The following is a 12743-nucleotide window of genomic DNA, read 5'->3' as shown; positions in this document are numbered from 1 at the left end:
TATGCTTGAAAAGGGTAAAGTGAACGAGGAATATGGAGGTGTGGACATGATCGTTATCTTATATATCGGGGTACTGATCGCGGGGATTGCACTACTAGTGATTGCGATTTCTGTAAGTAAGACGTTGAAATCGACTGCTCAGACGATGGAGGAAGTCAGTAAGTCTATTGAAAAAATAACGGTTGAAGTACAGGGAATTACCGATCAAACCGAGAAACTGCTGGACAAGACCAATGATCTGCTAGAAGATGTCAATGGTAAAGTCGGCAAGGTTGATCCTGTATTTGACGCTGTTGGCGATATCGGGACTTCTTTACTCGGCTTAAGTCAGTCGGTCAGACAACTGGCAACACTTGCAACGAATAAAGTAGGTGAGAACGAGGCGCGGCTGGCTCAGGCTGTTTCAATCAGCAACTCGATACTGGCATTCCGTGACAAGTTCAAAGCGAATAAATCAGCAAAGCAAGCAGCAAAAGAGGCACATGAAGAAACATTCTAAAAAATTTTGGAGGGATTACTGATGGCAGATAAAGAAGGTATCAATGTAAAAGATTTTCTAATTGGTGGATTAATTGGTGGTATCGTAGGTTCAGTCACAGCGCTACTTTTAGCACCGAAATCTGGTAAAGAACTACGTGGTGATTTAAATGACCAAGTGGGTACACTAAAAGAAAAAGGCAACGAATGGAAAGATGTTGCTTATGAAAAAGGAATCGAAATCGGCAATGTCGCCAAAGACAAAAAAGAACAATTAGTCGGTACTGCAAGCGGTTTTGTCGGTGTTGTAAAAGATAAGACAGGCAAAGTGGCTGATACCGTCAGCAAACAAGGCAAAACAGTGAAAGAAACAATCAAAAAAAATGCGGACGAAGATAAAGAAGCCATTGAAAAAGCGGCTGACAAAGTGAAAGACGAAGCAAAATCTGCTGCAAGTGATGTAGAAAAAGCAGCAGACTCTGCTAAAAAAGATGTACAAAAAACTGCAGCAGAAGGTAAAGATGCAGCAGAAAAAATTGTGAAAAAATAAGTGAAGCTTTTTCTGACAAAAAGAGATGCGGGTGACTGCGTCTCTTTTTTTGTGGCTTTAAAAAATGAAAAATAAAAGGTTGCATTCTTTTTGGAAGGATGATAAGATAATTCATACATATTTACTTTAACACTTAAAAGCGATTAAGTGAGAGAAGTAATCGTGACAAAAGCGAAAATGTCCGTTATAATGATTGGTAAACTTAGCGGTTTTGAAGCAGAAGGGTGGAAGGAAAATGGGCAATACACATTTAGAGGAGCTGAGAAATCAAGTTGACACACTAAACATCGAGCTTCTAAAGAAAATAAGCGAGCGAGCGAATCTCGTACAAGAAATCGGCAAGATTAAAGGAGCGCAGGGATCACTTCGCTTTGATCCAGTTCGCGAGCGTGAAATGTTGAATCAGCTTGTTGCACAAAATGCTGGTCCATTTGATGATTCGACCATTGAGCATTTATTCAAAGAAATTTTCAAAGCGGGTCTTGAACTTCAAGAAGAGGATCATTCAAAAGCACTGCTTGTCTCTAGAAAAAGCAAGCAAGCGGATACGATTGTCGATGTTGATGGTGTGAAAATTGGAGATGGTGAACAGATCTTCGTTTTCGGTCCATGCTCGGTGGAATCGTATGATCAAGTCGCGCAAGTTGCAGCAGCAATTCAAGAAAAGGGACTGAAATTTATTCGTGGCGGGGCATTCAAACCACGGACAAGCCCATATGACTTCCAAGGACTCGGTGTACCAGGACTTGAAATTTTGAAACGCATTCGGAATGAATATGATCTGCGTGTGATCAGTGAGATTGTGACACCTGCTGATATTGAAACAGCACTAGACTATGTGGATGTGATTCAAATCGGCGCGCGGAATATGCAGAATTTTGAACTATTAAAAGAGGCAGGTCGTGTCAACAAACCGATCTTGTTAAAACGGGGGCTTTCGGCAACGATAGAAGAATTTATTGGAGCGGCCGAGTATATTATGTCACAAGGAAACGGTCAAATCATCCTGTGTGAACGTGGTATTCGGACTTATGAGAAGGCGACTCGGAACACCTTAGACATTTCGGCTGTACCGATTTTGAAAAAAGAAACCCATCTGCCGGTAATGGTGGATGTAACGCATTCAACTGGCCGCAAAGATCTGCTCCTCCCATGTGCGAAAGCGGCTCTGGCTATCGATGCAGATGGCGTTATGGCAGAAGTGCATCCAGATCCTGCCGTGGCCCTTTCTGACGCAGCACAACAGATGAATTTACCAGAATTTGACGCATTTTGGAACGAAATTCTTTCTTCCAACCTTATGAAACAAAATATTTAACTTTTTCAAGGCTCGAACTTGTGGTAGACGGTTCGAGCCTTTTTCTACGTTACGCATTTTTGGGAATAAAACTCGATATATCTAATTTTGAGATCGTATTTCTTTAAATCATGCTGTTTTTCTATGAAAATAAATGAAAATAAGAAGTGAAAACAATTGCATCTCTCGAAAAGTTATCGTATTATAAAGAGAAGGCAATAATGTTTACGTTTACAAATGGTACATAAACGCCGTTAAAATAATTGAATGTTGGAGTGTGAGAAAGATGAATGTAACGATTTATGATGTTGCACGTGAAGCAAACGTGTCAATGGCAACAGTATCGCGTGTCGTTAATGGCAATCCGAACGTGAAACCTGTAACACGTAAAAAGGTGTTGGATGTCATCAATCAATTGGGTTATCGTCCGAATGCGGTAGCGCGTGGTCTTGCCAGCAAGCGGACAACGACAGTAGGAGTCATTATTCCGGATATTTCCAATGTCTTCTATGCAGAGCTTGCACGAGGAATTGAAGATATTGCGACTATGTATAAGTACAATATCATTTTGAGTAGTTCAGATGAGAATGAAGACAAAGAACTTCAAGTGCTTAATACGTTGCTTGGCAAACAAGTAGACGGAATTATCTACATGGGTGAAAAAATTACGGACCAGTTGCAAGAAGAGTTTGACCGTTCGCCGGCACCAGTTGTACTTGCTGGGGCAGTTGACTTGGAAAACAAACTGGCTTCTGTTAATATTGATTATCTGGAAGCAACAAAATCTGCTGTGAAACGTTTTGCTGATAACGGTCGGAAACGCATCGCCTTTGTCAGTGGATCACTGGAAGAGCCTGTCAATCGTGAATTAAAATTAGAAGGCTACAAACAAGCGCTCAAAGAAGCAGGCCTTTCATTTGATGAGTCCTTGATTGTAGAATCTGATTATAATTATGATGCGGGAGTCAAAGCGTGGCAAGAGCTTTCAAAACTTGCTCAAAAACCGGATGCAGTGATTGCTTCTGAAGATGAACTGGCAATCGGCATTTTAAATGCTGCGCTAGATGAAGGTGTGAATGTGCCGGAAGAGCTTGAAGTAATGACAAGCAACAATACCAAGCTGACACTGATGAGCCGTCCGCAATTATCGACCATCGTACAGCCTCTTTATGATATCGGTGCTGTGGCCATGCGTCTTTTGACAAAACTGATGACGAACGAAGAAGTAGATGAAAGAACCGTTATTTTACCACATAGTGAGAAATTGCGCGGTTCGACTAAGCAGTAAGAATCAAAGGCAGCTTGACAAGTGTTTGACTAGCATGATATAAAGAATAATATCAATTAAAGAATGTAAATGACAATGATTGGACGAAGTAGGTCATCCATCCCTATTTAAGAGAGTCGGTGGTGCTGTGAACCGATATATATGGAGTAGACCGAATTACATCCAGGAGTCACGCTGTACAGGAAATGGTACGGCCGGTGTCAAAGCCGTTATGAAATGAAGTCTCAAGTTGGGTGGTACCACGTTGTCACATACGTCCCTTCGCATATTTTTGCGAAGGGCTTTTTTTATTGGTGCTTATTAGGTGGAGCATATAAGGAGAGTGTCTATTCCCAGCGTGGACAGTCTTTACTTGTATAGGAGTTTAAAAGGAGGAATTAAACATGAATATTATTGATGAACTGACTTGGCGGGGCGCAATCTATCAGCAAACAGATGAAGCCGGCTTGAAAGAATTGACGGAAAAAGAAAAAATCTCCCTTTATTGCGGGATAGATCCAACAGGTGATTCGATGCACATCGGCCACTTGATTCCGTTTATGATTCTAAAACGATTCCAAAATGCCGGACATAAACCGATCATTGTGGTTGGTGGGGCAACAGGGACGATTGGCGATCCTAGTGGTAAAAAAGAAGAACGCCAACTCCAATCGGTGGAGCAGATCGAAAAAAATGTTCAGCGATTACGGGCTCAACTTGAACGCTTTTTTGATTTCGACGGGGAAGCAGCAGCAACGATGGCCAACAACTATGACTGGACCAAAGATGTGACCATCCTAGACTTCCTGCGTGACTACGGCAAAAACTTTAATGTCAATACAATGCTTGCGAAAGATATCGTGGCAAGTCGTTTGGAAGTGGGGATTTCCTTTACCGAATTTGCTTATCAGATTTTGCAGGCGATGGATTTCAACCATCTTTATGAATTCCATGATTGCAAGCTCCAAATCGGTGGTAGCGACCAGTGGGGCAATATCACAGCCGGTTTAGATTTGATCCGTAAAAAACAAGGGGAGGATGCCAAAGCGTTTGGGCTTACCATCCCACTTCTTACAAAAGCAGACGGAACAAAATTTGGAAAAACAGAAGGTGGCGCTATCTGGCTAGATCCAGAAAAAACGACACCGTATGAATTCTACCAATTTTGGATCAATACGGATGATCGTGATGTCGTTCGCTACCTTAAGTACTTTACTTTCTTAACGGAAGAAGAAATTAGTGCATTAGAGGAGCAGGTTAAAAACGAGCCGCATTTGCGAAAAGCACAGAAAACACTAGCTGCTGAAATGACAAAATTTGTACACAGTGAGGAGGCGCTTGAGCAGGCGATCAGAATTTCAGAAGCGCTTTTCAGCGGGAATATCGCGGCACTTACTGCAGACGAGATTGAAACAGGCTTTAAGGATGTTCCGACATTCCAGACAACGAAAGAGCCACATCCGCTTATTGATTGGCTGGTGGAAATCGGTATTGAACCATCCAAACGTCAAGCGCGTGAAGATGTGACCAATGGGGCGATTTATATCAACGGGGAACGAACACAGGATCTGGAAAAAGTACTGACAGAGGAAGATCGGATTGAAGATCGTTATACGCTGATTAGACGCGGCAAGAAAAAATACTTTTTGATTTCCTATAACGGATAAAAAAACAGGAAAGTCCAATGTGCGAAAGTGGCACATTTGGATTTTCCTGTTTTATTGTGTAGCAAGTTGTGTCTGGGCTTTTTGGGGAATATCTTGTTTTTGCACTTCTTCGTAACTAGAAACGACATCATTTTTATAGTAAACACGCAGATATGCGTTGAGACGTAAATTTTTTTCAGCATCGAAAGACAACTTTTTAGCCTTTCCATTTTCGTCGTACCCCGTCAGCTCATAATTGTAGCGAGAGATATCTTCGCCATCATCCGCATATTCGGTTTGTTTATCACCGTTTTGAGTAATTTGCACATAGTACTGATCAGCGCCGATTTGATTAAAATTAATAAAGCGTAAGGCCAGGACTGCAAGGATGCCAAGCGCTAAAATAACACTAATCGTTATAAAAAATGCTTTTTTCATATGGAACCCTCTCTTTCATTGATACTATCAGTTTATCAAAGGATCAATAAAGGTTCCCTCGAAAGAGATGACAAAGCACACTATTAAACTTACAATTTTGTCATAAAAAAATACCCACTCCAAAAGAGCGGGTATTTCATCACTGCAAAACGATTAACGGCTGTAGAATTCAACGATGAATGCTTCGTTGATTTCAGCAGCAAGTTCAGCGCGTTCTGGCAGGCGGTTTAAAGAACCTTCCAGTTTATCAGCGTCGAAAGTAACGTATTCAGGTACAAAACTTGATACGTCCAAGCTTTCAATAATTGCAGAGTTTTTAGCAGATTTTTCACGAACAGAAATCACTTGACCAACAGAAACTTGGTAAGAAGGGATATCTACACGTTTGCCGTCTACTAGGATGTGACCATGGTTTACAAGTTGACGAGCTGCACGACGAGTGCGAGCAAGACCCATGCGATAAACCAAATTGTCAAGGCGTTGTTCAAGAAGGATCATGAAGTTTTCACCATGTTTACCTTGAAGTTTGCCAGCTTTGTTGAACGTGTTTTTGAATTGACGTTCAGTTAGTCCATACATATGACGCAATTTTTGCTTTTCAGCTTGTTGCAAACCATATTCAGACATTTTTTTGCGTTGATTAGGACCATGTTGTCCTGGAGCGTACGGACGACGCTCTAATTCTTTACCAGTGCCGGATAGGGAAATGCCAAGACGACGAGATACCTTCCAGCTTGGACCAGTGTAACGAGCCATTAAGAGACTCCTCCTTTAATTTGTTTTTGGCATAAAAACAAACGAGCACGTGTCGCTTAGAGGGCAGTTTACCTTTATATATCTTCACCTTTGCAGCCGCAGGGTTACACAATATACCACAGTTAGACTGGGGGTAAACAACGATCTTTAAACGAGTACATACAAGCTGCATTTTACACGCCTTCTAGTATACCGTACTTATTTACTTCTTGTCAATGTTCAGACAGAGATTTCAAGAAGCAATGCTTGAACGATTTTTTCAAGCCAGAGCTGATCTGTTTCATCAAAGCGGGCAAGATGGGGGCTATCGATATCAAGGACACCAATCAACTGGCCATTTTTTGAAAGGGGCAAGACGATTTCTGATTTGCTGGCAGCGTCACATGCAATATGCCCGGGAAAAGCATGGACGTCATCGATCCGCTGAATTGCATTCGAAAGAGCCGCCGTTCCGCATACGCCTTTTCCAAGTGGAATGCGAATACAGGCAGGCAGTCCCTGGAACGGTCCAAGAACGAGCTGCTTGCTTGTTTCTTCATATAAATAAAAGCCGACCCAATTGATATTTGTCAAAGCCTGATTCAGTAGTGCTGAGACGTTGCTGAGATTGGCAATCAAGTTGGGTTCATCTTTTGTCATTGCTTCCACTTGTTTTAGACAAAGCTGATAATTCGCTTCTTTAGTGCCGTTAAATTTAGGGATTTCAATCAATTTATTCACCACATTTCTACTCAATTAGCCAAATTATACCATAGCCGTTTGCATGGAAAAAAGAATGTGCCTAATTTTTTGGTAAAAATGATGAATAACAGGCGTATTTCTGTTAAAATAGAAAATGTGTAGGCTCCTATTGTTTTATCAAGGTGATGAAATGACGAAGGGGAGTCATTGCGTATACAAATAATGAATATTTATACTGGTTAGGAATCGACCAGTTGGAAGTTTGATGGGAGGATTTTGGATGCTTTATCTATTGATCGGTTTTATTGTCATCGTCATCCTTGTGATTGGCGCAGGCTATTTGCTGAAGAAAAAACATTATAACAGAATCAATGAACTAGAAGAAAAGAAAATTATGTTAAGGGAACGGCCGGTCATTGATGAATTATCGAAGGTGAAAAAACTAAAGCTGACAGGGCAGACAGAAGAGTTGTTTGAATCCTGGCGCGCTTCTTGGGATGAGATTGAAACCAAGCTTTTCCCGGATATTGAAGAAGTGATGCTAGAGGCAGAGATGTGTACGGACAGGTACCGGTTCAGTGCTGCGACCCATGCTGAAAACGATCTGGAACAAATGCTCGTGACGATCGATCAGCAAATGAATCAAATTCTTGGCGGTCTGAAAGAACTTTTGACAAGTGAGGAAAAAAATGCCAAAGAAAGCCGCTCGACAAAAGAAAAATATACGGAACTTCGTCGGGAAATTTTAGCTCGTGGTTATAGATTGGGCGAGGTGCTACCAATTATCGAAAAAGAGCTGGACGGTTATGGTGAACAAATTGTCGCCTATGATGATTTGACAGATAAAGGGGATCATCTTGAGGCACGCGAAATCATTGTGGCTGTGAAACGAAACCTTGAAAAAACCGCCAAGGAAGTGGAACGCATCCCGAGTTTGCTTCATGAAACAGAAACGGTTTTACCAGATGAAATTAAAAATTTACGTAATGGTTATGAAGAAATGGTACATAAAGGCTATTTTTTGGAACAGCTTGAATTTGATAAAGAGTTTGAAAGAATGGGCGACCAAATTAACAAAATTCTTACCAATATCAAATTGCGAGAGCTGGACGCGGCTGAGCTGGGGCAGACTGAGCTCCATACGGAAATTGAACACTTCTACGAAACGCTTGAGCAAGAAGTGTCCGCCCGCAGCTTTGTCAAGGAAAATCGAAGTGTCGTGGAAGAAAAACTGCGCGCACGTGAAGAGATTTCAGAACAGCTGGCGGAACAAATCACGGAAGTTAAACAAACTTATCATATCGGCGAAGAGGAGCTGGCGCATTATTTGAAGACATCCTCCGCCATTTCTGAACAGGCGCAGGATTTGGCTAAAGTGACCGAACTGCTTTCAGAAGCAAAGGTAGCCTACTCAGCTGCACAGGATACACTAAAAGAGATTGAATCGAAGCTGAACCATGCTGCGGAAGAACAAGATGCCATCAGTGAAGAGCTGCGTTCTCTTAGAAAAGACGAACTGGAAGCCCGTGAGGATGCGGAAAGAATGCATCGCCAAGTGGTGAATCTCTCCCGCAAAATTGATCGTGCGCGTCTTCCAGGGGTTCCAGAAGAGTATCGTGAGCTCGCTCTACACATGGAAGACTCCATTCGGAAGCTGGAAGATCGTTTGAATGAAAAGCCGCTGAATATGAAAGCTGTCTCGCAAGATTGGCGGGTCGCGAAAGAAGATCTTGCCCATCTGACGGATAAGACGGATGAAATGATCGAAAATGCGGAACTGGTTGAGCAGGTCATTCAATATGCCAATCGTTACCGCTTGAAAAATCCAGAACTGGCTACAGAGCTGCGTGAAGCTGAAAATCATTTCTATCAGGATTATCAGTATAAAAAGGCGCTTGAGATTGCTGTCACAGCACTCGAACGGATTGAAACCGGGGCATTCAAAAAAATTGAGAAGCAATATGCCGCTTCCCATTCAGAAGATTAATCAAAACTCTTTCTGCCAACTGTGCAGAAAGAGTTTTTTCGAGGGTTGACAGATATGTTAAAATATTAAAGGTATGAAGGGGGAAACAAAATGATCTATTTTGATAATAGCGCCACGACAAAGCCGGCTGATGCGGTACTAGAAAGCTATCAGAAAGCGGCCAGCCTGTTTTTTGCCAATCCCTCGTCTTTGCATCGTTTCGGACAAAAAGCCCACGATTTGCAGGAACAGGCACGCAAACAAACGGCTCAGCTCATGGGGGCGCTACCAGAAGAGCTGATTTTCACTTCTGGCGGGACAGAAAGTAACAATTTGGCGATCAAAGGGATTGCTTATCAATATCAAAATCGCGGTCGGCACTGCATCACGTCGGCTGTGGAACATCCCTCGGTTCGAGAAGCCATGAAGCAGCTTGAGGCAGAAGGATTTTCGGTGACCTATTTGCCAGTGGATGCGGAGGGGCGTGTTTCTTTAACAGATTTAAAACAAGCCATCCTGAAAGAGACGATTTTAGTTTCGCTCATGCACGTCAATAATGAAGTGGGCACGATTCAGCCAATCGCTGAAATTGCAGACTATTTAGCGGACTTTCCGCAGATTGCCTTTCATGTGGACGCCGTTCAGGGAATCGGGAAGGAGTCGCTCGATTTGCGTCATGTCGATCTGCTATCCGTTTCGGGTCATAAGCTTCACGGCCTCCGCGGCACAGGACTGCTCTATAAAAAGAAGAACTGGCAGCTCGCCCCACTTTTTTCAGGAGGCGGACAGGAGCAAAATTGGCGTAGCGGAACGGAAAACACGGCTGGAATTGTAGCCTTTGCAAAAGCACTGCGGCTGGAGATTGCTGAAATGAATGAGAAAAAAGCGAAGATGCAGGAAATCCAGAGTTTTTTGCGGACAAAACTGCAAAATTTGCCAGGAGTAATCGTTCATACGCCCGAAAATGGTGCCGCTCCGCATATTCTTTGTCTGTCAGCCGCTTCGGGCGGTCGCGGGGAAGTATTGGTTCATGCGCTTGAAGAAGCGGATATTTATGTGTCGACTACAAGTGCCTGTTCCTCGCGCAGTAAGCTAGAAAGCAGTACGCTCCATGCGATGAAAGTGCCGGAAAAAGAAGCGGTTTCTGCGATTCGAATCAGTCTGGGTTATCAAAATCAGCTGGCGGAAGCTGAAATATTTGTTGATACTTTTCAAGAAGTTTTAAAAAAATTAAATGAAGTGGTGAATTGAGTGGAATTTGAACGTATATTAATTCGATATGGTGAGCTTTCAACAAAAGGCAAGAATCGGAAGCAATTTGTTGCACGGCTGGCCAGTAATGTAAAAAAAGTGGTACGAGATATGCCAAATGTGAAAGTTCATGGGGAACGCGATCGCATGCAGCTCTTTTTAAATGGGGCGGATCCAGATGTTGTCATGGAACGTTTACGCTTAGTCTTCGGGATTCAATCTTTCAGTCCGGTTGTGAAAACGGCGCTCGATGTAGAGGCGATTAAGGAAGCTGCAACAAAGCTTGTCAGTGATCTGTTCGTTCCGGGAGCGACGTTTAAAGTGGCTGCCCGTCGTAGCAATCATCAATTTGAACTGGACTCCAATGAGCTAAATCAGGAAATCGGTGCCCATGTTTTGCAGACGGTTCCAGGGCTCACTGTGAATGTTAAAAAACCAACGATTAAACTAAATGTGGAAGTTCGACTGGATGGAGTATTCCTTTCCTGTCAAACGGTTCAAGGGGCAGGCGGCTTGCCAGTTGGTTCATCGGGAAGAGCCATGCTGATGCTTTCCGGCGGGATCGACAGTCCTGTCGCCGGCTATTTGGCCATGAAGCGCGGTGTGGAAGTGGAAGCTGTGCATTTCCATAGTCCACCCTATACGAGTGAAAAAGCGCGTCAAAAAGCGGTAGATTTGGCGGAGAAAATTGCTCGCTATGCAGGTCAGGTTCAAATGCATGTTGTCCCGTTTACAGAAATTCAGGAAACCATTAAGAAGCAGGTTCCCGAAAGCTATATTATGACCGTGACGCGCCGCCTGATGATGCGTATAACCGATGAACTTCGTCGCCGCCGTAATGGGTTGGCAATCGTCAATGGTGAGAGTCTTGGTCAGGTGGCCAGTCAGACGCTAGAAAGCATGATTGCGATCAATGCCGTTACTGCTACACCGATTATCCGTCCAGTTGTATCGATGGACAAGAATGAAATTATTGAGATTGCTAAAAAAATCGACACATTTGAACTTTCCATTCAGCCATTTGAAGATTGCTGTACGATTTTCACACCAGCCGCGCCTAAAACAAAGCCAAAACTGGAAAAAGTCGAGTATTACGAAAGTTTTATTGATTTTGATGCGATGATTGAAACGGCACTTGCCCATGTCGAGACGTTTTCCGTCCAAGTAGCCGACGAAGAAAAAGTAACTGATGAATTTGCGGATCTATTATAAAAAACGAACTGACAAGTCTTTACAACTTGTCAGTTTTTTTGTTTGAAATGAATATTATATTCACGAAAAGTGCATAAATAGCTTTAAAAATAAATAAAAAATCATTTTACATTATAAATATACAGTTTTATAATATGTATTAATATTCGAAAAACATACAGGAGGTGTTAGCATGAAAGTTGCCATTGCAGGTGCGACAGGTTATAGCGGACTGGAGCTTATACGCTTGCTTCATCAACATCCGCAGGTGAAGATTCATTCTCTTCATCGAATGCAACAGGGAGATGCACCATTAAGTGAGCTATATCCACATTTGGCTCACATATACACGGATTTATTTCAGCCATTTGATCCGGAAGCCATCATGGCAGAGGCCGATCTGCTCTTTTTTGCGACACCATCCGGGGTGACCAGTCAGCATGCAGCGCCATTTATCGAAGCAGATTTTCCCGTAATCGATCTATCAGGTGATTTTCGTTTACCAAAAGCAGTCTACGAAGCTTGGTATCACAAGCCGGCAGCCGAACCGGAGCATCTCGAAAAAGCGCACTACGGGCTGGCTGAAAATGGCGGAGGAAGCGGCGCTACTTTTATCAGTAATCCGGGTTGTTATGCGACCGCTGCTCTACTCGCCTTGAAACCACTCGCTGAAAGTCAGTATAGCGTGAATGAAACGGTGATTATAGACGCAAAATCAGGGCTTTCGGGAGCAGGCAAAAATCCGACCGCAACCAGTCATTTTTCGCGAATGAATGGAAATATGCAGCTCTATAAGCCTGATGCACACCAGCACATCCCGGAAATTGAACAGCAGCTGCAAAAATGGCGACGAGGCTTTCCGGCGATTCAATTCCAGACATCCTTGATTCCTGTTACACGAGGGATCTTTGCGACACTTTACATAAAAATGGGACTGGATTTTTCTTTTAAAACTTTTTATTCATACTATCAGCAGCACTATCAGCAAGCGCCATTTGTTCGCGTTCAACCAGAAGGAACACTGCCAGAATTAAAGCAGGTCATCGGCTCCAATTTTTGCGATATCGGGTTGGTCTATAATGAACGAACTGGTTGGCTGACGATTGTGTCTGTGATTGATAATCTGGTGAAAGGAGCAGCTGGTCAAGCAATCCAAAATATGAATCGTTACTTTCATTTTGATGAACAGGCGGGACTTGATTTTGTCCCACTTTATCCATAAA

The 12743-nt window shown here is 42.9% G+C and carries 12 protein-coding genes and 1 other annotated feature; of the genes, 9 read left to right on the top strand and 3 right to left on the bottom strand.

Features of this window, described 5'->3' with window-relative positions; translation table 11 throughout:
• Nucleotides 1-46: 46 nt before the first annotated feature.
• From CS921_RS01785 to tyrS, 5 genes are all read left to right on the top strand, one after another.
• The gene (locus tag CS921_RS01785) at nt 47-499 is read left to right on the top strand and encodes a DUF948 domain-containing protein (protein ID WP_099221320.1); all 453 of its coding nucleotides are present in this window, start codon (nt 47-49) and stop codon (nt 497-499) included.
• Between the two features lie 21 nt (nt 500-520).
• The gene (locus tag CS921_RS01780) at nt 521-1027 is read left to right on the top strand and encodes a YtxH domain-containing protein (protein WP_099221319.1); all 507 of its coding nucleotides are present in this window, start codon (nt 521-523) and stop codon (nt 1025-1027) included.
• 235 nt (nt 1028-1262) lie between these two features.
• On the top strand, nt 1263-2345 hold the full coding sequence (locus tag CS921_RS01775; RefSeq protein ID WP_099221318.1) for a bifunctional 3-deoxy-7-phosphoheptulonate synthase/chorismate mutase: 1083 nt from the start codon (nt 1263-1265) through the stop codon (nt 2343-2345).
• Between the two features lie 265 nt (nt 2346-2610).
• Entirely contained in the window at nt 2611-3612 is a 1002-nt protein-coding gene (gene ccpA / locus CS921_RS01770; protein WP_099221317.1) for a catabolite control protein A, read from the top strand.
• 66 nt (nt 3613-3678) lie between these two features.
• Nucleotides 3679-3876 (top strand) — a binding site (T-box leader).
• A 119-nt stretch (nt 3877-3995) separates the two neighbouring features.
• Nucleotides 3996-5258, top strand: coding sequence for a tyrosine--tRNA ligase (gene tyrS, locus CS921_RS01765; protein ID WP_099221316.1), 1263 nt, complete (start codon nt 3996-3998; stop codon nt 5256-5258).
• 51 nt (nt 5259-5309) lie between these two features.
• Here tyrS and CS921_RS01760 read toward each other — a convergent pair whose 3' ends face one another.
• The 3 genes from CS921_RS01760 to CS921_RS01750 all read right to left on the bottom strand — a co-directional run bounded on the left by CS921_RS01760 (nt 5310) and on the right by CS921_RS01750 (nt 7142).
• Entirely contained in the window at nt 5310-5675 is a 366-nt protein-coding gene (locus CS921_RS01760; RefSeq protein ID WP_099221315.1) for a YxeA family protein, read from the bottom strand.
• A 153-nt stretch (nt 5676-5828) separates the two neighbouring features.
• The gene (gene rpsD, locus CS921_RS01755) at nt 5829-6431 is read right to left on the bottom strand and encodes a 30S ribosomal protein S4 (protein WP_099221314.1); all 603 of its coding nucleotides are present in this window, start codon (nt 6429-6431) and stop codon (nt 5829-5831) included.
• 219 nt (nt 6432-6650) lie between these two features.
• A complete protein-coding gene (locus CS921_RS01750) occupies nt 6651-7142 on the bottom strand; it encodes a GAF domain-containing protein (protein ID WP_099221508.1) in 492 nt (163 codons plus the stop codon).
• Between the two features lie 250 nt (nt 7143-7392).
• On the opposite strand from CS921_RS01750, the gene CS921_RS01745 reads away from it, so the two are divergent.
• The 4 genes from CS921_RS01745 (at nt 7393) to argC (ending at nt 12742) form a co-directional block, all read left to right on the top strand.
• Nucleotides 7393-9099, top strand: coding sequence for a septation ring formation regulator EzrA (locus CS921_RS01745; RefSeq protein ID WP_099221313.1), 1707 nt, complete (start codon nt 7393-7395; stop codon nt 9097-9099).
• 90 nt (nt 9100-9189) lie between these two features.
• Complete coding sequence (locus CS921_RS01740) at nt 9190-10329, top strand: cysteine desulfurase family protein (protein WP_099221312.1); 1140 nt, start codon at nt 9190-9192, stop codon at nt 10327-10329.
• A complete protein-coding gene (gene thiI / locus CS921_RS01735) occupies nt 10330-11541 on the top strand; it encodes a tRNA uracil 4-sulfurtransferase ThiI (protein ID WP_099221311.1) in 1212 nt (403 codons plus the stop codon). It abuts the gene before it with no gap.
• 172 nt (nt 11542-11713) lie between these two features.
• A complete protein-coding gene (argC, locus tag CS921_RS01730; protein ID WP_099221310.1) occupies nt 11714-12742 on the top strand; it encodes an N-acetyl-gamma-glutamyl-phosphate reductase in 1029 nt (342 codons plus the stop codon).
• Nucleotide 12743: the final 1 nt, after the last annotated feature.

The organism is Listeria costaricensis (genome assembly GCF_900183385.1).
Classification (GTDB): Bacteria; Bacillota; Bacilli; order Lactobacillales; family Listeriaceae; genus Listeria; species Listeria costaricensis.
This window is presented reverse-complemented; position numbering and strand designations above follow the sequence as displayed.

What these genes read in the sequence shown, in the direction of transcription:
- tyrS (WP_099221316.1), top strand. Translation starts at nt 3,996, where the DNA reads ATGAATATTATTGATGAACTGACTTGGCGGGGCGCAATCTATCAGCAA.
- CS921_RS01745 (WP_099221313.1), top strand. Translation starts at nt 7,393, where the DNA reads ATGCTTTATCTATTGATCGGTTTTATTGTCATCGTCATCCTTGTGATT.
- rpsD (WP_099221314.1), bottom strand. Translation starts at nt 6,431, where the DNA reads ATGGCTCGTTACACTGGTCCAAGCTGGAAGGTATCTCGTCGTCTTGGC.
- CS921_RS01780 (WP_099221319.1), top strand. Translation starts at nt 521, where the DNA reads ATGGCAGATAAAGAAGGTATCAATGTAAAAGATTTTCTAATTGGTGGA.
- CS921_RS01760 (WP_099221315.1), bottom strand. Translation starts at nt 5,675, where the DNA reads ATGAAAAAAGCATTTTTTATAACGATTAGTGTTATTTTAGCGCTTGGC.
- argC (WP_099221310.1), top strand. Translation starts at nt 11,714, where the DNA reads ATGAAAGTTGCCATTGCAGGTGCGACAGGTTATAGCGGACTGGAGCTT.
- ccpA (WP_099221317.1), top strand. Translation starts at nt 2,611, where the DNA reads ATGAATGTAACGATTTATGATGTTGCACGTGAAGCAAACGTGTCAATG.
- CS921_RS01785 (WP_099221320.1), top strand. Translation starts at nt 47, where the DNA reads ATGATCGTTATCTTATATATCGGGGTACTGATCGCGGGGATTGCACTA.
- CS921_RS01775 (WP_099221318.1), top strand. Translation starts at nt 1,263, where the DNA reads ATGGGCAATACACATTTAGAGGAGCTGAGAAATCAAGTTGACACACTA.
- CS921_RS01740 (WP_099221312.1), top strand. Translation starts at nt 9,190, where the DNA reads ATGATCTATTTTGATAATAGCGCCACGACAAAGCCGGCTGATGCGGTA.